Source organism: Leptolyngbya sp. Cla-17 (assembly GCF_016807185.1).
GTDB lineage: Bacteria > Cyanobacteriota > Cyanobacteriia > Leptolyngbyales > Leptolyngbyaceae > ULC077BIN1.
This window is the reverse complement of the sequence record NZ_JAEVYN010000002.1, coordinates 1,792,173-1,811,596: the sequence shown is the minus strand read 5'-3', so window position 1 is coordinate 1,811,596 and position 19,424 is coordinate 1,792,173. Positions and strand designations below refer to the sequence as shown.

General features: G+C 49.4%; 16 protein-coding genes and 1 pseudogene. 7 read left to right on the top strand and 10 right to left on the bottom strand.

Annotated features, from left to right (window positions below):
- Nucleotides 1–73: 73 nt before the first annotated feature.
- Together JOY44_RS32890 and murG are read right to left on the bottom strand one after the other, a co-directional pair.
- Nucleotides 74–214 (bottom strand): annotated as a pseudogene (locus JOY44_RS32890) (glutathione S-transferase family protein); the annotation flags it as partial.
- A gap of 289 nt (nucleotides 215–503) precedes the next feature.
- The gene (murG, locus tag JOY44_RS19335; RefSeq protein WP_197985577.1) at nucleotides 504–1,598 is read right to left on the bottom strand and encodes an undecaprenyldiphospho-muramoylpentapeptide beta-N-acetylglucosaminyltransferase; all 1,095 of its coding nucleotides are present in this window, start codon (nucleotides 1,596–1,598) and stop codon (nucleotides 504–506) included.
- 148 nt (nucleotides 1,599–1,746) lie between these two features.
- Between murG and JOY44_RS19330 the strand changes: the two genes are divergently transcribed.
- Nucleotides 1,747–2,610, top strand: coding sequence for a hypothetical protein (locus tag JOY44_RS19330; RefSeq protein WP_197985576.1), 864 nt, complete (start codon nucleotides 1,747–1,749; stop codon nucleotides 2,608–2,610).
- Between the two features lie 132 nt (nucleotides 2,611–2,742).
- Here JOY44_RS19330 and JOY44_RS19325 read toward each other — a convergent pair whose 3' ends face one another.
- Nucleotides 2,743–3,192: a peroxiredoxin gene (locus JOY44_RS19325; protein WP_171575197.1), complete on the bottom strand. Its 450-nt coding sequence runs from the start codon at nucleotides 3,190–3,192 to the stop codon at nucleotides 2,743–2,745.
- A gap of 270 nt (nucleotides 3,193–3,462) precedes the next feature.
- Between JOY44_RS19325 and JOY44_RS19320 the strand changes: the two genes are divergently transcribed.
- The gene (locus tag JOY44_RS19320) at nucleotides 3,463–4,134 is read left to right on the top strand and encodes a glutathione S-transferase (RefSeq protein ID WP_171575196.1); all 672 of its coding nucleotides are present in this window, start codon (nucleotides 3,463–3,465) and stop codon (nucleotides 4,132–4,134) included.
- 144 nt (nucleotides 4,135–4,278) lie between these two features.
- Here the strand turns inward: JOY44_RS19320 and JOY44_RS19315 are convergent, their stop codons facing one another.
- Complete coding sequence (locus tag JOY44_RS19315; RefSeq protein WP_242541808.1) at nucleotides 4,279–5,187, bottom strand: ferritin-like domain-containing protein; 909 nt, start codon at nucleotides 5,185–5,187, stop codon at nucleotides 4,279–4,281.
- A 37-nt stretch (nucleotides 5,188–5,224) separates the two neighbouring features.
- Nucleotides 5,225–5,962: a ferritin-like domain-containing protein gene (locus tag JOY44_RS19310; RefSeq protein WP_171575194.1), complete on the bottom strand. Its 738-nt coding sequence runs from the start codon at nucleotides 5,960–5,962 to the stop codon at nucleotides 5,225–5,227.
- Nucleotides 5,963–6,463: 501 nt separating this feature from the next.
- On the opposite strand from JOY44_RS19310, the gene JOY44_RS19305 reads away from it, so the two are divergent.
- Complete coding sequence (locus tag JOY44_RS19305; RefSeq protein ID WP_171575193.1) at nucleotides 6,464–6,727, top strand: hypothetical protein; 264 nt, start codon at nucleotides 6,464–6,466, stop codon at nucleotides 6,725–6,727.
- A gap of 9 nt (nucleotides 6,728–6,736) precedes the next feature.
- Here the strand turns inward: JOY44_RS19305 and JOY44_RS19300 are convergent, their stop codons facing one another.
- Nucleotides 6,737–9,631: a glycosyltransferase family 39 protein gene (locus tag JOY44_RS19300; protein WP_415881118.1), complete on the bottom strand. Its 2,895-nt coding sequence runs from the start codon at nucleotides 9,629–9,631 to the stop codon at nucleotides 6,737–6,739.
- Between the two features lie 13 nt (nucleotides 9,632–9,644).
- Complete coding sequence (locus JOY44_RS19295; protein ID WP_171575192.1) at nucleotides 9,645–10,082, bottom strand: GNAT family N-acetyltransferase; 438 nt, start codon at nucleotides 10,080–10,082, stop codon at nucleotides 9,645–9,647.
- A 119-nt stretch (nucleotides 10,083–10,201) separates the two neighbouring features.
- On the opposite strand from JOY44_RS19295, the gene dprA reads away from it, so the two are divergent.
- The 3 genes from dprA (at nucleotide 10,202) to JOY44_RS19280 (ending at nucleotide 14,457) form a co-directional block, all read left to right on the top strand.
- Nucleotides 10,202–11,329 carry a DNA-processing protein DprA gene (gene dprA / locus JOY44_RS19290; protein ID WP_171575191.1) on the top strand — a complete coding sequence of 376 codons (1,128 nt, stop codon included), beginning with the start codon at nucleotides 10,202–10,204 and terminating at the stop codon, nucleotides 11,327–11,329.
- Between the two features lie 192 nt (nucleotides 11,330–11,521).
- Nucleotides 11,522–13,579, top strand: a complete 2,058-nt coding sequence (recJ, locus tag JOY44_RS19285) for a single-stranded-DNA-specific exonuclease RecJ (RefSeq protein WP_171575190.1) — start codon at nucleotides 11,522–11,524, stop codon at nucleotides 13,577–13,579.
- A 95-nt stretch (nucleotides 13,580–13,674) separates the two neighbouring features.
- Nucleotides 13,675–14,457, top strand: a complete 783-nt coding sequence (locus JOY44_RS19280) for an alpha/beta hydrolase (protein ID WP_197985574.1) — start codon at nucleotides 13,675–13,677, stop codon at nucleotides 14,455–14,457.
- Nucleotides 14,458–14,612: 155 nt separating this feature from the next.
- Here the strand turns inward: JOY44_RS19280 and phoU are convergent, their stop codons facing one another.
- Nucleotides 14,613–15,278, bottom strand: a complete 666-nt coding sequence (phoU, locus tag JOY44_RS19275) for a phosphate signaling complex protein PhoU (protein ID WP_171575189.1) — start codon at nucleotides 15,276–15,278, stop codon at nucleotides 14,613–14,615.
- Between the two features lie 309 nt (nucleotides 15,279–15,587).
- On the opposite strand from phoU, the gene JOY44_RS19270 reads away from it, so the two are divergent.
- Nucleotides 15,588–16,610 carry a hypothetical protein gene (locus JOY44_RS19270; protein ID WP_171575188.1) on the top strand — a complete coding sequence of 341 codons (1,023 nt, stop codon included), beginning with the start codon at nucleotides 15,588–15,590 and terminating at the stop codon, nucleotides 16,608–16,610.
- A 20-nt stretch (nucleotides 16,611–16,630) separates the two neighbouring features.
- Here the strand turns inward: JOY44_RS19270 and clpP are convergent, their stop codons facing one another.
- Together clpP and hflX are read right to left on the bottom strand one after the other, a co-directional pair.
- Entirely contained in the window at nucleotides 16,631–17,236 is a 606-nt protein-coding gene (gene clpP, locus JOY44_RS19265; RefSeq protein WP_171575187.1) for an ATP-dependent Clp endopeptidase proteolytic subunit ClpP, read from the bottom strand.
- Between the two features lie 72 nt (nucleotides 17,237–17,308).
- Nucleotides 17,309–19,009 (bottom strand): GTPase HflX, encoded by a 1,701-nt coding sequence (gene hflX / locus JOY44_RS19260; protein ID WP_197985573.1) that lies wholly within the window; start codon nucleotides 19,007–19,009, stop codon nucleotides 17,309–17,311.
- Nucleotides 19,010–19,424: the final 415 nt, after the last annotated feature.

Below are 19,424 nucleotides of genomic sequence, written 5' to 3'. Positions count from 1 at the left end.
CATCCACGCCAAAGACCTCACCGAGGTACATTGTGATGGCGGAAGATTCCCAGATCGGTATGCCCTCATGCACGATCACCGGCACCCTTCCGTTCGGGTTGACCTTGAGGAAGTCCAGCTTTCTAGTGTCGCCCGCGCTGATGTCGAGCTTGACGCGCTCACAGGTTGTGCCAAGCTCTGCCAGAATGGCTTCGGTAATGCTTGATGTGGACATGGGGACGTAATAAAACGTTAGGCTCATCGATTTTCCTCCTAATGTTTGAGCGTTAAGATACTTGCCTCATAAAGACACAACGACCACTCTCTGGGAAACACGCCATATCCTATCCGTATCTCATAGGAGAGAACAAAATTAGATTCACTCCTCTCCTAGCAGGAGAGAGTTGGGGGTGAAAGCAACAGGTTTGGCAGGTTGGGTTTAGTATATGAGTACTAATATTTGACTGTCAACTGTGGCTCGAAAGTAGGCGTTGATCTATATAACCGTCTGGGCCACATAGCCATTAGCTTACCTCTCGGATTAGCACTGCCATACGATTGGCGCTATTGGGAACGGCAAGGCTAGCGGTTTGGGTCGCCATCTGATTTAGATCTTGAACATTGGCAGGTGTGGTGCTTAGCAGAGTCAGCACTTCGGTAGTGAGAGCGGTGGCGGTGAGGGCTTTTTGCTGAAAGAGTTTGGCGGCTCCGGCATTGGCGAAAACATTGGCGTTGTAGGTTTGATGATCTTCTGCGGCAAAGGGGTAAGGAATTAGCAGAGAGGGTGTATGGGCGATCGCAAGTTCCGTTAAGGTGCCAGCCCCAGACCGACTGATCACCAGATTGGCTCGATGAAACAGACCCGCCATGTTGGTATAGAACGGCAATGAAAAATAGTGGGAATGCTGCAAGCTTTGAGCATCAGGATCATTGTCGCCCGTTTGATGCACAATCCAAATGCCTGCTGCTAGCCAGGTGGGGGCACATTCGCGAATTAGTTTATTCACAGCAACGGCTCCCTGACTACCGCCCACAATCACCAGAAGCGGAACTTCTGCCGGAATAGGCAAGTCGGTCAAAGGCGGCGGTGGATTTTGCAAAAACTGAGCGCGGACGGGTGTGCCGACATAAACACACTGCTGAGCACGGGGCAAGTAGGTCGTGGCTGTTGCAAACCCGATCGCCACCACATTGCACCAAGGACTGAGCAGTCGGGCAACTTTTCCGGGTAGGGCATTCGATTCGTGCAGCACCACAGGAATACCTAAAGAACGGGCAGCAATCACAGCAGGAGCGGCAATGTATCCACCCGTGGTAAACACACTATCAAAGCGACCTTGTTGCAGCAGTTGGCGCACTTGCCACAACGATCGCGCAAATTTCAGCAGCACCTTGACCGCTGCCAATCCTTTTTTTTGAAATCCTTCCACATCTACTAAGTGCAAAGGATACTGAGCCGGAACTAATTGCTTTTCCAGGCGATCGGGCACTCCTAGCCACTCAATTTCATAATCAGAAAGCTCCTCAGCAACAGCGATCGCGGGAAATACATGTCCACCGGTGCCGCTTGCCGCAATCAGCAGGCGTTTGGTTGGCGGTTGAATCAAAGGATGGGTCACAGCGTTCTTTGATAAAGCGGTTAAAGTACAGGATTTCCTGCTGATCCATTTAATACAATAGCCCTAAGGTTAACTTAAGATAATGTTTGACTCTAATCTGCTGATCTTCAGTAGGCTAGTTCCTAAAATTTGTCACATTTAAAGTTCTATGCACCCTCGTTTTCGCGATCGCCTTATAGACACTCCTGCTGTATCTACTCGGTCTCAAGTAGTTTCCTCTCAATCTGCAAAGCGCTGCCGGGTAGGGATGTTCAAGCTTAGTTTAGCCACCTTGTTATTCAGTACTGTGCTGCCTTTGGCTGCTCAAGCACAAAATCCTGCCAGTAGTGCGCCCGCTCAACTAACCACGCTTCTGACTCAAATGGATGCGGCGACCAATGCTCGGAATGTGACTACCGTTGTTGATTTGTATGGCTCAAATTTTTCTAGCAGCGATGGATTAAATCGCCAAAACTTGCAACAGTCGCTAAGCTCTCTCTGGAAGCGTTACCCAAAGCTGAACTATCAGACTGAATTGAAATCTTGGAAGAATGAAAGCAACGGCATCGTTGCGAATACCGTCACCCGGATCACGGGTACCTTTCAAGAAGGAGATCGCGAATATAAGCTGGACTCTACCCTCGAATCACGCCAGCGGATTGAGAATCAAAAGGTGGTTCGTCAAGAAATTGTGAATGAGCGCAGTCAAATTACCAGCGGTAGCAATCCACCTACCCTCAAGCTAAATGTGCCGAATCAGGTCAATCGTGGTCAGAATTTTAGTTTCGACGCGATCGTTCAAGAGCCTTTGGGTGATGATTTGCTGTTGGGTGCAGCTTTGGAAGAAACCATCAAGCCTTCAGGCTATCTCAATGCCACCACCGTTGATCTAGAACCGCTCAACTCCGGAGGCATCTTCAAAGTTGGCAAAGCGCCCACCAACTCGGAGCAACACTGGTTATCGGCAGTTGTGGTTCGTCATGATGGCATTACGATGGTCACCCAACGCCTGCGGATTGTAGGCAATAACTAGAGGCTATGGGCAGTTTTTTTGATACGACTCACAAATTTTCCTCTCCCTAGCACTTTCCTGGGGAAAGTGCTAGGGAGAAGCAATAGACAGGATATCCTCGCGTTGATTGCAAGATGCTTGAATAGGGCATTTTTAAGGCGCGATCGCTGTCAAAATGTCGGCTGCGTGAGTTTCGGTATTCACCGAAGTGTAAACTTGACTGATCTTGCCATCTGCACCAACCACATAAGTGACGCGGGTAGCGTAGCGCATCCCATTCTTTTCACCCTGCACATCATAGGCTTGGGTTACTGTTCCGTCCACATCTGACAGCAACGGAAACGGCAAATTGAACTTTTCGGTGAAGGCATGATGAGAATCTTCGCCATCCATGCTCACCCCTAACACAGCAATGCCTTTACTGAGGTATTGCTCATAGTTATCGCGGAAGCTGCAAGCCTCTTTAGTGCAGCCAGGAGTGTCATCTTTAGGGTAGAAGTAAATTACAACGGGCTTGCCAGCATAGTCAGATAGAGAAATGGGCTTCCCATTTGTATCGTTGACCGTAAAATTTGGAGCAGTATCACCAATTGATAATGGCATAGGGTGAAGTCCTTTCCAGAGCGAGAACGTCAAGGATCGTAGCATTTATAGGTATTCAAAGCGCGATCGCCAAAACTTGAAAAAGCGATTGGGCTAACAGGTATGAAACTGATTAAGACTATGCATCCCCGACATTTAACAGAGGAGTGAGCATAGGATTTTGTCAGAATAGTTGCATGACCTAAAATGCATTGTCTTGCAGACAATTTTCTCTAAAAAAGAAGCTAAGCATTTCGGCAAACACAAACCCCGCACTGAAACAACAATCTGATGATTATCGTTCACCACTTAAACAACTCCCGCTCTCAGCGGATACTCTGGCTGCTGGAGGAACTGGGGCTAGAGTATGACATCAAATATTACGATCGCGACCCCAAAACGATGTTAGCGCCAGCGTCCTTGCGTGAAGTGCACCCACTTGGCAAATCACCTGTGATTACGGACGGGGCAACGACAGTTGCGGAATCTGGAGCCATTGTTGAATATCTAGTTGATCGCTATGGTGAAGGGCGATTCGCGCCTTTGCCCAACACACCAGAGCGGTTGCGATATACCTATTGGCTGCATTATGCCGAAGGTTCCGCCATGCCGCCCCTGCTGTTAAAGCTGATCTTCGATCGCATTGAGCAAGAACCTCTACCATTTTTTGTTAAACCAGTTGCACGGCTAATTAGCAATAAGACCAAAAGTTCCTTCATCAATCCACAGATCACACAGCACCTCAGTTACTTGGAATCAGAACTTGGGAAAAGCCCATGGTTTGCGGGGACTGAGTTTACAGCCGCCGATATCCAGATGAGCTTTCCCATTGAGGTAGCGATGGCGCGAGGGGGCTTAGATGCTAGCCAACCCAAGCTTTTGGACTTCCTTGATCGAATTCATACTCGTCCGGCCTATCAACGGGCACTAGAGCGAGGCGGCGTGTACAAACTTACGGGTTGAACCTGGGAAAACAGATTGGAAAGGTTCATCTGTCACGGTGCTAGCCCAATAAAAAACTAGCCCAATAAAAATCAAACCTTGGGTCTTTTAGACTCAAGGTTTAAACGAAATTTAAGGAAAAGTTCAGTCAACGCTAAAAGCGATTTACCACAAGCCTCGAACCGCAGGAGACGGACTTTCAGACGAATTTCCAGACGAAGCGGGTTGAGGGCGGGGCGCAGTCGGGCGATCGGGTGCCGTGGTGGATGGTTGAGCGACGGTTAGAATTGGACCTACCAACGCCAACACTTCCTGTTCAGTGGCGTAACCATCGAACGCATCGGAGCTAAACGGAATCGGGGAACCGCTACGATTCTCGTTGTAAATCACTTCATCTGCGTTTCTAATCCACGGACGCACGTCAGCATTGAGCAAGGTTTGGCGCAAAAAGCGAATTCCTGCTGCATGGCGGGCTTCAACGGTATGAATCGCTAAAGCTCCAGCTAGAACTGTTTTGCCAGCTTCACCCGCAGCCAGCAAGTTTTGCACTTGCCCCTTATAGGCAGCCACTCCTAAGTCCTCAACATATTGTCCTGCTTGCAGCAAGTCAGTGGGATTCGCAAAGGGATCGCGTCCTAAAATAGCCCGGTAATTTGGATTCGATGGAATAGTTACAGCATCTGGGTTGCCGCCCAGCGATCGCAGCACTGCTGATAGGTCCGTCACATGCTGAGCTTCATCCTGACCATAGGAAACCAGTGCTGCTTTTGCCACAGCAGGAGCCGATGCGAGTGGACCCCTCTGAGCCGCAGCAACGGCACGACGATAAAAGTCAGCTTCTAGCTTTTCTAATGTCAAAGCATATTCCACCACCTGCCGGGGAGACATCGTCGCACTCTGAGCATAAGCAGGAGCAGTAGGAGCAAAGAACAGAGACATCAATAACAAAGGCAAAATCAGCACGGCGCTTGTAGCAGGAGCCAAAACATGGCGCACCAAGCGGCTGCATTGATTGAGCAGAAGAGCAAAAGCGCGGCGGTTAAGCCGTGCTGTAATGACCGTCGGTTGCCTCATCCAGTTAAAACAAATCATAATTCAATATTTCCTTGGGTTAAGCGACCAACGAGCCGTTAATTGGATTGTTCAATACTTTGAGAGAGCCAACCGCAGAGACAACTTGCTTCGGTGTGTAGAGTTCATCGTAAGCACGCCCCTTAAACGGGTTGATATTGGCTGGTAGGTCAGCATCTTTTACCAGTTGCTCGCTGCCGGTTTCGGTAGTGGATCGTCCCAAAAGCGCTCTGACTCCCGCTGCATGACGACCTTCTACTGAAACAATGGAACCTGCCGCTAGGAGATAGGTTGAATTCGTCAGGCTCGGACCTGCGCCGTTGTAAGCATGAACGCCTAAATCTTCTAAGGTTACAGCCGTATTCAAAATTGTGGAGCGATCGCGGAGAAGGGCGGTTAGTCCGGATGAATTCAGGCGTAAGTCACTAGTTTGAAATAAGACGTTGTTAGCTAAAACATCACGCAAAAATTTGACGTGAGCGGCTTCCTGGTTGCCCAACGCGCTCAAATAGTCGAGTTCTTTCGGATCGGTGATCTTGCCGCTTTTAATTGCGGCTGGATAAAAAGCTGCCTCCAGTTCTTCTAGCAGCAAGGCAAAGTTAAGAATGCCAACATCATCTGCATTGAAGGTCAATGCCTTCATGCCGCCAGTTTGAGCCATTAATGCTTTCGGAACTCCCGTCAACATTGCTGTGCCCAAACTAACAAGACCCAACCTCAGTAAGGTGCGTCGTGAGGGAGAAGCATTTCTTCCTAAAAACACGCTTGGAAAAGCCATATGCGGTTATTCCTGTAAAAATTATTTAAACACTTTCATGGCTTTGAAGTAACTTCCAAAACCTATAAGTGATTTCACGTTAAGAGTAATTACTATATTCAATAAATTTCTCTATCTATGGGTACAGATAGAAAACACCTTTTGGGATTCCTTTGTCAGAGAAGAGCACTGGCTTGTCTTCGCGTGACTGCAAGTCTTTGATGTCATTTGCCCAATTGAGCATGTAGAGTCATACGCACATCGCTCTATGCTTGGATTTTAGTAACGAACAAAAATTTGCGCCAAAACATTGCTTTTAGCGATCGCACCGCGAAACAGGATGCATCCAGTAAAGTTGTGCGACAAAACCCACGCTTCAAGATATCTTCTGTAACATAGGATACGAAGTCGAATTTTTGTATCTGCTTTTGCTCACTTTTGCGCTCTGACTCGCAACAATCGTGTACAGCCAAGGCTGGGAAAAACTGAAGCAAAATGCAGCACGTTTTTAGGAGATTAGTGATGAAACTTGAAAAGGAATTTCAAACTCACATCCATCGGCAGCAGATGAATATTGCCCATCGGGTTTCGGCAGCTCTGCAAACTCAGCGATCGCTTCCGTCCTCGTTAAGCTCTTCTACTTGGGTAAAGCTCCACAATCCCCCCACGGAACTTTGTCAGGATGAAGCGCTGTTATTATGCCAGGCAGCTAGCAATCAATGGGTTGCTTGGATTCCTGACCATGGCAAAATTTTGCTTGCTGCTGAAGATTTTTCCCTAGAATAAGCCATTTTTCTACAGCAAGTTTCCTGTTGATTCACTCACTTGTCGCGATCGCCCCTCGCTCCTCGCCCCCTGCACTTTCTGGAAGACCTGAAAGTGTTGCCAAGCTTGAATGACATTGCCCTGCATCAGGGAAGCAATGCTGGCGAGAGCCTGCACTTCTGGGATAGCAGGATTCAGCTTAAGCGCACTTTGTAAGGCGGTTTGAGCAGTACCAGGGCGGAAGTCATATAGGTTAACGAAGGCGAGATAGGCGTAGGAGTAGGGATTTTGCGAATCTAGCTGGGTTGCTTTTTGCAGAGCAGCGATCGCGGGGTTTACTTGCCGCTGCAAGGCATTCGCTAAAGCTAAAGTGTAGGCATGTTGAACATTTTTTGGCTCTTGAATCAGGCGATAATCCGTCGCCTGTTGCACCTGAATTAAATAATCCTGCACTGGATCATATTGATTAATTCGAGCCACTTCATTGGAAATTGTTTCTAGAGGTTTCACCCCTTGTGGTAAGGTTGCTGCCAAAGTCCGGAGTTGGGTTAATAAGTCTAGCTCTGGTGCGGGAGTAGCTGAAGCAATAGGATCTATTTTTAGGGTGATGTTTGGCAGGGCGATCTCTTGGGTTTTGCCAGTGTTGCGATTCAAGTAAGTTGCTTCAAGCGTGTATATGCCGGGTACTGCATTTGCAGGGGGCAGCATTGCCATTCGCTCGGTCACTTGCCAGCGGCTTGCCTGCTTCTCTGTCAGTACTGCTGGATAGAGTGATCCCATGCCAATGCCGTGGTCATGCAGCCAGCGGGTGCTTCCTTTTAGCTTTACATCTCCTTGTTTTTGCCAGGTTAAAATCACCAATCCGGGCTGCAATGCATCCCAGGTGCCTGACCATTGATAGGTCACCGGAACTGGCATTCCCGCAGGCGCAGCAGTGGGTAAGGTTATTTCATCTAACCGCACCAAAGCCTTTTCTTCGGGTTGGGGATTGATGATGGTTTGCAGTTTGCCGGAGCTTTCTACTGATTGAATTGTCTCGGTCGTTATGCTTTCTGCCGCTTGGTTTTCAACTTCGGAATTTTGCGCTTCAGGCTTTTGCGCTCCAGACTGCGGATTTTGAACGATCGCCTCCTTCACTTCCACCGCTGCCACTTTGCGGCGATAGAGCTTTAAGTTGCTCTGGTCTGGCAGTACCCAAGTCTGATGGAGTCGAAAATCTTTACCCTGTTCAACTGCTTGCACTAAGGTTGTTTGGGCATCTTGACGGCGAATGGCTCCCTGGTCGTTAGTTTTAGTTAGGAACCAGGTGAGCGATCGCCGATCTTTTTCGATGGTTCGTTTGCGATCGCCCACTTGCCGCCCAAACACTTGAAAATCTCCCAATAAACCGTAGTAATTAATGTTGTGCTGGTTGAGTTCTGGAGTGGAAGGCAGCACTCCAACCGTAGAGATTAAATGAGGTTCAGCTCGCCTAATCTCAGCAATCACTTGGGCATGGGGATAGGATTTGCCCTGGTAAGGAAAAAATCGAGAAACCCGTTGCGTCGCTCCTTGCCCCACAAAAATCGGGAACAAACTGTTGAACATCAGCACGATCGCGAAGGAAATAGTTGCCCAAGGCAGCACCCGCCAAGATTTGGGAAACAGCGTCATGCCATAGGCAAGCAGCACAGACATCGCAGGCAAGTAGGGCGCAATGTAACGAGCATCCTTATTCGGATTTAGGGTAGACAGCACATACGCCCCCAGGATGAAAATCAACAGCCAGCCCAGCGATCGCTGCGTGGCTGCATAGCGTTGCTGGCGATGATCTCGTAGTGCTGCCACCGAATTCAATGAGGTCACGCCTCTACCCATGCGCGATCGCCGCCAAAACCAGATAATTCCCATCAGTGGCACCAGCAGCAATGGCAGGGACACCATGTTGGGCAGTTCCGCTAGGTAAAGCGTCAAGCCTCTCAGCGATAATACTGGCGCTTCCCCTTCCGCGATCGCTGAATCAATCGTCGCCCGTTTGCTCGATGTCAAAATCAGCAGCCAATTGGTGCGATACCAGGGAAACCACACCGGCAGCGATGCCACTAATCCCAATCCAAATTGCCCTAATCGGTGCCATTCTTGCCGCCACAAAACTTCTCCTAACACCCACAGTATCGGCACCAGCATGAACAGCAGCGACGTTTGCTTAGTCATTAACGCCAAGCCGAAAGTGATGCCAAACAGAACGGCAAGCAGCCAGGGGCGAATAGCTGAAGATATGTGAAAAGATACAGGCAGAGAAAAGCCAGAGGATAGGATTTTGTCACTGGTGATCAGGGTTGCTTCGTCCTGGTTTTCTACCTTTTTCTCAGCAATTGACGATTCCCTGATGTCCTTTTGCCTTTTACTAACTTCTCTCCACACCGTGAGGCAGGTAAAACATAGCGTCACCATCGCGGTCAGGGGATAGTCCAGCAGAAACTCAAGCCGCAATTGGTACAGGCTCGGCATTAGGGTGCTGAGTATCGCAGCCCATAGTCCCACTTTCCAATCAAACAGAAAAGTGCCCAACGCGTAGACTGCTGCTAGCAAGATGGCGCTGTAGAGCAGCATGACCCAAAAACTCTGGTCGATTCCCGTGCCAAACACATTTAGAAACGGCGCTGTGGAAATGTAGAAGAATGGCGGGATTTTGCTAGATAAAAGCCACAAATCAGTCCACCAACTGCCAGAAAACCATTGCGGCGTGGCTAAGGCATTCCAGTAGGTTAGAGCACCGGCGAGATAGTCTGCTGGGTCCCAGGGAGGAGCGGAATGATCTAGCGCTAGCCATAGGCGATCGATGATGGCACTCATTAGCCAAATGCTACCCAAAATCGGTAGCCCTTTCAGCCAAGCATGGTGCGTTTTATTTGAAAGCTGCTCTGCGGAATCGTGACCCAACACCCGTTTTATCCGACTACCGCAACGACTTTTTCATCTTAATATGAGGAATTCCGGCTTCCTCAAATGGGGTTCCTTCTATCTGAAACCCCAGCCGTTCATAAAATACTTGCACCGATTGTTGGGCATTCATGCAGACTTCTGTTGCCTGTTTTTCAGTCACGAAGCTAAGAGTATACTCCATCAGCCGTTGACCGATGCCTTTTCCTCTTGCTTCTGGCAATACCGCAACCCGTTCCACCTTGGCAATTTGTGGAGTCAGAAAGCGAATGCGAGTCGTGCCCACTGGTTCTTCATTTAAAAATGCCAATAGATGAGTCGATCGCTCATCTTCTCCATCAAACTCCAATGCAGGATCAACCCCCTGTTCAACCTGAAACACTAAGTATCGAATTTGAAACACCTGGGGCAGGTCATCGGGTAGGGTTGCCACTCGAATAATCAGATCATCCATGCAAATGCTCCTTGCCAAATTGCGAATTTTCTTTAGCCCAAGGGCACTCTAGCCTTACTCCTCTATTGAGGATATTCGATTCACGTAGGGCAGCGTCAGGCTGGAGTTTTTGGGTGCTCATGGTAGAAGAACGTGCTTTTTGGCTAGCAATGTCTGGAATTGATGGGATTGGCCCGATTTCACTCCGGCGCTTGCACAAACATTTTGGCTCCCTAACCGCTGCATGGGAAGCTTATCCGGCTGATTTACTGGAAGTGGAAGGGATTGGGTTGCAAACAGCGGATGCGATCGCCAAGGCACGACGACACATTCAACCCGCAGAACTGTTGCAACAGCATGAACAGGCAAACCCGACGTTTTGGACTCCCGGCGATCGCGACTATCCCCGGCTGCTATTGGAAGTTCCCGATCCACCACCGATGTTGTACTATCGCGGCACTGTAGAGCCACAAGAACTCAGCGGCGTAACACCCATGATTGCGATCGTCGGCACCCGCAATCCTTCCGATTATGGCAGGCGCTGGACGCGACGGATTACGACAACGTTGGTCAAGCATGGCTTTACGATTGTGTCTGGTTTAGCTGAAGGAATTGACACCGAAGTGCATCAGAGTTGTATCGAAGCAGGGGGGCGGACGATCGCTGTTTTGGGCTGTGGTACGGATGTCGTCTATCCCTGGAGCAACCGAGAACTGTATAAAAAAGTGATGAAACATGGACTGGTGGTGAGTGAACATGCCGCTGGCATCCAACCCGATCGCATGTTTTTTCCGCGCCGCAATCGTGTGATTGCCGGGTTGTGTCGCGCCACGCTGGTAATGGAGGCTCCCGCAAAATCCGGTGGGTTAATCACGGCGCACTATGCCAATGAATACGGGCGAGATGTCTATGTACTACCCGGCAGTTTGGATAATCCCAAAGCGATCGGCTGCCTCAATTTAGTTGAGCAAGGAGCGCACCTGATTTTAGGAGAAGATAAACTAATTGAAAAACTAGGAATGTTGCCCCAACTCGATCGCCCTGCTGCCACCGCTCAACAAGCCATTCCCCTTAACCTGCCGCCCGACATGCAGCAAATTCTGCTAGCCCTCACTGAATCCCAATTCTCTAACCCAGAAGGCGTTCCCCTCGACTTACTCGTTCAAAAAACCGGACTCGCCCCCGGCACCGTTCTCGGCTCCCTCACTACTTTAGAAATGCAAGACTTGATCACAACCCTGCCCGGAATGCGCTATCGATCGATGTGAAAGGGTTAGGAGGGGGAATATGGAGCTACCAACGAACTAACGAGTGGCGAGCGCTAAATTTTCAGTTTTAAGTTCGTACTTCGCACTTCACACCTCGTATTTTGCATTTCACTCTTTACCTTTCTTTGCAATTTGGTAGGCATCCTTTGGCTTTCATCAGGTAGGTTTAAGCAGAGCTAATTTCTCAACTTAATGACTGACTCATCTGCGATCCGGTTGATTAATTCATCTGCCACTAAGGTGCCTGACCAGCGATGGCACATTGCGGCGGCTAATGCTGACTTGGCGACGCAAATTGCTCAAGAAACCGATTTGTCTCCCTTGATGGCGCAAGTGCTGATTAACCGTCGCTTGACCACGTTGGAGCAGGTGCAGGCGTTCCTCAGCCCTGAATCGCAATATCTGTCTTCGCCCCTTGCTGATTTTCCCGATTTACCTCTCAGCCTGGAACTGTTGATTAATGCGATCAACACACGGCAACGGATTGCGATTTGTGGGGATTATGATGCTGATGGCATGACGAGTACGGCGCTGTTATTGCGGGCACTGCGATCGCTCGGTGCCCAGGTAGACTACGCGATTCCGAGTCGCATGGCAGAGGGCTATGGCATCAATCGGCGAATTATCGACGAGTTCTATGAGGAAGGAGTGAGGCTGCTAATTACAGTGGATAACGGGATTGCAGCGTATGACCCGATCACCCATGCGCGGGAACTGGGCATCACCGTCATCATCACGGATCATCATGATCTACCGCCGCTTTTGCCGCCTGCCCATGCCATTCTCAATCCCAAGATGATCGCCGAAACCTCTCCCTATCGTGGCATTGCGGGGGTCGGCGTTGCCTACATCTTGGCAAAAGCGTTGGCGCAAAGCATGGGTAGTTCCAGCGATTTGACCGATTCATTGCTGGAACTGTTTACCCTGGGCACGATCGCCGATTTGGCACCGCTGACGGGAGTCAATCGTCGCTGGGTAAAGCAGGGTTTGCAGGTACTCGCAAAATCGCGCTTAGCGGGAGTGCAAGCGCTAATTCAGGTATCCGGGTTGAGTAACGAAAAAAACCTGAAACCAGAAGCGATCGGCTTTCGGTTGGGGCCTCGGATCAATGCGGTGGGTCGCATTGCTGATCCGCAAGTGGTGATTGAACTGTTGATCACCGATGATGAAGGCGTGGCGCTGGAACGGGCGATGCAGTGTGAACAGATCAACCAGCAGCGGCAGAAACTTTGCGAAGAAATTGAACAGGAAGCGATCGCTTTGTGTGAGAGCGGTAAGGGCACGAATCAACCCTTCAATATTCAAGAGAACTGGGTGTTTTTGGTGGTGCATCCGAATTGGCATCACGGCGTCATTGGCATTGTGGCTTCGCGCCTGGTGGAACGCTACGGTGTGCCTGTGTTCATCGGCACCTACGAAGACGAGACACGGCAGCACATTCGCGGCTCAGCCCGCAGCATTCCAGAATTTAACGTGTTTGAAGCGCTGGAATTCTGTAAGGATTTACTAGATAAACACGGTGGACATCGGGCAGCAGGCGGCTTTTCCTTCAAGGCTGAAAATTTGGAAGCCTTGCGATCGCGCCTACGTACCTTTGCTCACCAAACCCTTGCCCCAGAATACTTGAAGCCGCTCGTCACTGTGGATGTTGAGGCTCCTTTGTCACAGATTGATTTTAGTCTTTATTCCCAGCTAGAGGCGCTGCATCCCTGCGGCATGGAAAACCCCGATCCGGTGTTTTGGTCGGCTAATGTGCGGATTCACGAGCAAAAAAAGATTGGTAAAGGGCACCTCAAGGTCACCCTCAGCCAGGATGAAAGCGTGGGGCAACCCGCCAAAAAGATCACCGCGATCGCGTGGCGTTGGGGCGATTTCTATCCTCTGCCATCTCGCATGGATATCGCCTATCGCCTCCGCACCAATGAATGGAATGGCGAAGTTTCCCTAGAACTAGAACTGGTGGGAGGGCGCTCTGTTGCCGCAGCCAGCGAACGGGCAGAGTTTGTCCACGGCGATCGCTGCTATGCCTGCCGCCTAGTTGCGATCGACCAGGGCAAAGAACTCCGCATCCGCAATCCCGCAGGCAAAGTGCTGATTGTGCAGCAGGGGCAGCGGATTGGACACCTGACTCACCCGTCCACGGAAACCATTGAAGTCGATGTCTGCCAACCCCACTACTTCGCTCTGATTAGATCCGCATTGGAAGCCTTAGGCATTGAAAAAGAACAAGACGAAAAAATGACAGGATAGGGGAAGCATTTATGCCTGTTCAGGGTCAAAAACAAAGAGTACAAATGGGCAGGAGCAGAATCAGATCGGTATGGATCAGAAAACCACTTAGACGGATGCTGCAACTTTTTTTGCTGGGTTATCTAGCGCTAAATGCCTTTGCCTTTTTCTATGGCGAGCGGCTGATTTTTCTACCGCGCCCTAGAAGCTATCAAGACAGCCCAGAAATCTTGAAGCTCACAACTCACAGCGGCGAACAAATTTCAGCGCTATATCTGCCCAATCCAACCGCAACCTACACTGTGCTGTATAGCCATGGGAATGCCGAAGACTTGGGGCGCATTCGCCAACGATTGGAACGTCTAAAAAACTTGGGAGTCTCAGTGTTTGCCTATGACTATCGGGGCTATGGCACCAGTCAGGGCAAACCCTCGGAACAGAATGCCTATCAAGATATTGAAGCAGCGTATCGCTACTTGACCGTCACGCTCGGCATTTCACCCAATCGAATCATTCTCTATGGGCGATCGCTGGGCAGTGGCACCAGTGTGGAAATTGCCAGCCGAGAAGCGATCGCTGGGTTGATTCTGGAAAGCCCCTTTACTAGCACCTTTCGCGTCATCACCCAAATTGCGGTTGTCCCCTTCGATCGCTTCGATAATCTCCGCAAAATCGAAAAAGTGCGCTGTCCGGTGTTGTTTTTGCACGGCACCCAAGATGGCCTGATTCCCTTTCGCCACAGTGAAATCTTGCTGCGCCAGGTGCGATCGTCCAAGCAGTTAGTGGCGATCGCCGGAGCCGACCATAATGATTTACTCGAAATCGCTGGCACTCAATACAACCAGGCTATTCAAACTTTTATCCAGCAGTTAAAACACCCTTTAGTCCCTCAGCCTTAGTGATCTGCCACAGTCAATATAATCTTGATGATCAAGGGTGGTATCCCAGTTGCCTTGTCTCACCTTTTTTTGCAAAGAAAGCAGTGGAAAAGAGAGAAGTGAAGTACTCAAGACTATTAGCTCCTCGCTAACCGCTAATTGGTTCACTGCGATTTCTATCGTTGCCCTGTGACAATATAAGCAACTCGCTTCCCGATATTGGTGGCATGATCTGCCATGCGCTCTAAATGCCGGATAGTTAGCACTAACAAGACAATCGGTTCTACAACGCCTTGAACATTTTTCTGCTGCGCCAATGAGTGATAGAGGGTTTCATAGTCTAAATCCACTGCATCATCGCGTATTTTTACGGCTAGTCCTGATTCTGCATCCAGATCGGATAAGGCGGCTAAGCTGAGCGCCAACATTGCCCGACACCGATCGCACATCCGCTTTACCTGTTCCATATAAACTGGAACTGGATAAGGAAATAGCAAAATTGAAATTTCACCTAAATCTTCTGCGTAGTCACCAATCCGCTCAAGGTCACGGACTAACTGCATCATTGCGCTCAGCAAACGAAGATCCTGAGCAACAGGCGATTGTAGGGCAATCAGCGTCACACAGTCGTGCTCGATTTGACGATAAAGTTTGTCAATTTGCTCATCTTGGAGTGAAATTTGATTGGGAGCTTCTAAATTGCGCTCAAAGAGGGCTTGCCGTGCCAGCCAAAAAGAGTTTTCAACTAGCGCACCCATTCGCAAAACATCTCGCTGAATGCGCTTAATCTGTCGTTCAAACTGTAAACGGGTTGAGCTTGTATCCAATAGTTCGCTTGCCACATGCACTTCAAAGGTCTTTACTGTAGCTTTTTTTAACTAGCCTGAGACTTGTTGAGCGCTACTCTGTCACTATATAGACCTGTTATCTCTATCGCCATATCGTAGATTACATTTGAGTTAATCCCGCTGCTAAAACCGTTTCGGGGGAAGTTTCACCAGAAAAACATCCCTCAACTGTATTGCAAATGTCAAGTTTTTGTGACAAACCCCTCGCAGGGTCGCGCAATGATTCATGCGTTACAGAGGGACTAGTGCGCTACTGTAGCTAGCAGCGATTTTAGAATTTTAGTTATCTTTTGGATTCTCGTTATGTCTCAGACCAGTGTCTCTCACGGATGGTTCACTCAGTTACAAAAGCAATATCCTATGAGTGCTTTGGTGACAGAACTGGTGCAAATTCACCAAGAGCGATTTATTGTGAAGGCGATCGTGCAACTGAATGGTGTGGCGATCGCAACCAGTATGGCAGACTCAACCACACTTGAAATGGCAGAAGATCAAGCGAGGCTAAGAGTTTTAGACTTTTTGGGCATATTCACAACACCTACATCCGCAAACCTGGCTCCACTCGTTGCGCCTGATTTGACAACACCCATTAGCAGCGATCGCTCACCCGAAACTCCGCTACCAGAAATTTTGCCTACCTCGATTAGGCACCCAATAGATAATGGCTTTCCGATAAAAGCATTACCCAACTTAGATCCGGAAGCGATTGAAGTGTCTACTTCGGAACTTATTGAAATGGCTGCCCCCCCGCCCTTACCTGCGGTGCCGATGCCTGAGATATCAGTCGATTTATCTATGCCGTTTTCAACATCGCTATTTTCAGAACCAGCGATGCCTACCGAAGAAGACCACACTGATGAGACTGTGAATGATCATCCTATCGAAGAGTATTTACCCAGTGTTGAAGACTATGGGGCGGGATATGAAGACAGCGAACCCGAATATGAATTATCTGAAGACCCATTACCTGAAGACCCACTAATTGAAACTGAGACAGTCGCCACAATCGCCCCTGCCGCACGGGTGCAAGAAGATCAGCGCGAAGAGGAGCACCCAGTTTCTGCCAACTTAAGCAAACCCAAAAAGGCGATCGCGGAAGAAAATCCAATCGCTTCCCTCCCTTCGGATGCGAACGAGCCAGACGATCTCTCGACCCTGATTGCTCATACCGATGTTGAAATGGATCGCATTGGCTGGACCAAGCAAGAGGGTCGCGATTACCTAAAGCGCACCTATAAAAAATCAACTCGACAGCGCCTAGACGTGGACGAGTTGATGGACTTTTTAAATTATTTGAGAGCGTTACCTTCAGTCAATGGCATTTAAGCCAGTTTGAGGGCGATCGCTCAGTTGTTAGCGATCGGATGGACAGCTGAAGGGCGACGATCAATCACTTGATCGATCAAGCCATAGTCTTTTGCTTCATCCGCAGACATGAAAAAGTCACGTTCGGTATCATCCTGAATGCGATCCAATGGCTGCCCAGTGTGATCTGCCAGCAACTCATTCAAGCGCTGCTTGTGATACAAGATTTCCTTTGCTTGAATTTCAATATCGGTTGCTTGCCCCTGAGCACCACCCAGTGGTTGGTGAATCATAATCCGAGAGTTAGGAAGACTCATGCGCTTGCCCTTTTCTCCGGCACTCAGCAAAAATGCGCCCATGCTGGCAGCAAGTCCCATACAAACCGTGGAAACGGCTGGGCGAATTTGCTTAATGGTGTCATAAATGCCCATGCCAGCGGTCACTGATCCACCCGGCGAGTTGATATAGAGGTAAATATCTTTTTCTGAATCTTCTGCTTCCAAAAACAGCAGCTGGGCAACAATCAGATTCGCCAGATCTGAATCAACCTGCTGACCCAAAAACACAATCCGCTCCCTCAGAAGGCGAGAGTAGATGTCAAAGGCGCGTTCACCGCGACCAGACTGTTCAATAACGGTAGGAATCATAGAGCCTGCGTGTAGTGATTTTCTCCCATTCTACAGATTTGCTGGGAGATATGAGGCGGGAGGCGATTGAAACTAGCAGGATGCTGCATAGTGAACCAGTTGCCCCAGGCGATGACGGAGCGTTTCTAAGCCAAGCCGTTCGCTGGCAGAAATAAATAGCGCCTGAGGATGCTCTTCTTTTGCCAGCATGAGCGTGTCGCCATCAATCTGATCGATTTTATTGAATGCCAACAGGCTAGGACCGGGGGCGATCGCCATGCCAGATAAAATGGTCATGACTGAGCGAATTTGGCTTTGCCATGCTGGATGCGACAAATCCACCAGATGTATTAGTGCTGTAGCTTCTGTTACTTCTTCAAGCGTGGCACGAAAGGCATCAACCAAGGAGGGCGGCAACTCATGAATAAAGCCGACAGTATCGGTTAGCAAAACCGACAGTGGCTCTTGCGTGATGGCATCAGGGACGACCATGCGGCGCGTTGTCGGATCAAGGGTGGCAAAAAGCTGGTCAGCAGTATAAACCTCAGCATTGGTGAGTACGTTTAGCAGGGTTGATTTACCCGCGTTGGTGTAGCCCACTACGGCGATTGAGGGCACCTCTTCATGCTGACGGCGTTGGCGCATCCGGGCACGGTGGGCTTGCAGTTGGGTCACTTCCCGTTGTAAGCGAGTGATCCGCTGTTGAATAGAGCGGCGTTCAGTTTCTAGCTTTGTTTCACCGGGTCCTCGGGTGCCAATACCGCCGCCTAATCGTGACATTGCCTGGCCGCGTCCGGTTAATCGGGGTAGGCGATATTCCAATTGCGCCAGTTCAACTTGCAGCTTCCCGGCTCCCGATTGGGCGCGCTGGGCGAAGATATCTAGGATCACTTCCGTGCGATCAATAACTCGCAACCCAATTTGAGTCTCCAAATTTCGTACTTGGGCGGGAGACAAATCGCGATCGAAGACGACTAGATTCGCACCCACGCTTTGCACCGATCGCGCAATTTCCTGAACTTTCCCTTCTCCTACCACGGTGCGAGGATGGGGGTGGGGTCGCTTTTGCGTCAGAGTCTGCAACACCTCGCCTCCCGCTGTTTCAATCAGTCGCCCTAATTCTTCTAGGCCATCTTGAAATTGCTGAGAGTGGATTTTTTCAGTATGCAGCCCCACAATCAAGACGCGATCGTGATCTTGATCAACCTGGCGGGCAATAAACTCGCGGCGAAACTCTTCTTCGAGTCCTTCTACTAAGGCAGAAAAATCTTGGTCAGCAATGACATCTACGCTCAAGGCTGGAGTCACTGTCCAGGTGGCTTCTGGGTGGGGCACCAGATGGGCAAGATAGGCTGCCGCAATGTAGCCCGTCGCTCCCCCCCCGCGACGCTCGAATCCACTTCCAGTCAAGCTCAAAACCACTAGAGCGTCTAGCCGCTGCATTGCCATCACCGTCAAAGTTGTCTCGCCAGGCGGCTCATTTTTTAACTGTGTTGCAATACAGCGAATGCCACTCAGTCGTTCTGCTCCGTAGCGAGGTAGTTCTAAAGGTGGAATGCGAGTTTGGCGAGGAGTGCCAACACCCACCCGAATGACCTGTCCGCGACGATTAATGTAAGCACAAATAGGTTGACTCAATTCAGTACTGACGGCAGCAAGGCGCTGAGCAAACTCGGCAGTAGTCGTGCGATCGCTGGGTAATCGCTGCTGGTAAAGCTGCTGCAACTGTTTAAGCTGACTACTCTTGATGCCTTGAAGATTTCCGTGAATTAAGTCGATAAACTGCCTAGCCAAACGCGTCTGGATCTTATTCTATCTATAGGAGCCGAGCTAAAGCGATCGTTACGGGATGTATTGATAAGTATTTCTGTGGTTATGCATACAAAATTCAAACCAGTATGCTTAATGGTCAGTTCTCTTCTCTCCTTTAAAGCGCCAGAGAGGGTGGTAGAAACGGTTTTAGGATTTAGAGAACTTCATCTGTTGTGCAAAGCATTTTCCAAATCAGTAAGCAATTCTGCTTATCGATTCGTCACAAGCATATGAATATGGTTAGAATCGTTTTGTGGGAGTACCCTTTCAAAGTTGCAAAACTAAGAAGTCAATCTCTTAAAAAAGGGGTTGAGACTGACTGTCTCTATAGATACTTTGTTTAGCAGTAAGCTCAGTTATCCTGTATTTGGCTCAGGTTCAGGAAAGCAATGATGAA